The organism is Virgibacillus carmonensis (assembly GCF_057836705.1).
In genome coordinates this window covers 1-535 of sequence record NZ_JBYQFJ010000375.1, presented here as the reverse complement: position 1 = coordinate 535, position 535 = coordinate 1, and the positions used below count along the sequence as shown (strand labels likewise).

1 protein-coding gene is annotated in these 535 nt (G+C 41.1%); it reads left to right on the top strand.

From position 1 onward, the window contains the following. A partial coding sequence (locus AC3G7N_RS22440; RefSeq protein ID WP_489424311.1) for an MFS transporter occupies positions 1 to 535 on the top strand: 535 nt, incomplete at both ends.

Below are 535 nucleotides of genomic sequence, written 5' to 3'. Positions count from 1 at the left end.
CTAATACGATTATCATTAGTTTCCTGCCATTATATTTGAAACATAAAGGTCTTGATGGAACAGAAATTGGCTGGGTGCTGGCTGTGGGTCCCCTGGCTTCCATTTTCGCCCAGCCCTTTTGGGGTTACATGAGTGATAAATATAAGACAGTTAAACGGATTCTATTAATCTGTATTATGGGTCTACTTATTAGCAGTGTCCTTTTCTTTCAAATGAATGGCCTGCTGGCAATCATTCTGATGGGTGCAGTATTTTACTTTTTCACCTCACCAATTGGTGCTTTGGGAGACAGCCTTGCACAACGGCGCTCGGATGATCTTAGGGTTTCTTTTGGAAGTATTCGAATGTGGGGTTCAATTGGATTTGCTACATCGTCATTAATTGTTGGAGAAGTTCTTTCATCGATTGGGATCCAATATATGATCTGGCCATACTTGTTTTTCGGCGTTATTGCATTACTGGTAGCGTTCAGGTTAACCGATGTGAAGGTAGAGTCAGATCCAATCCAGCTAAAGGATGTTAAACAAATCGTTAC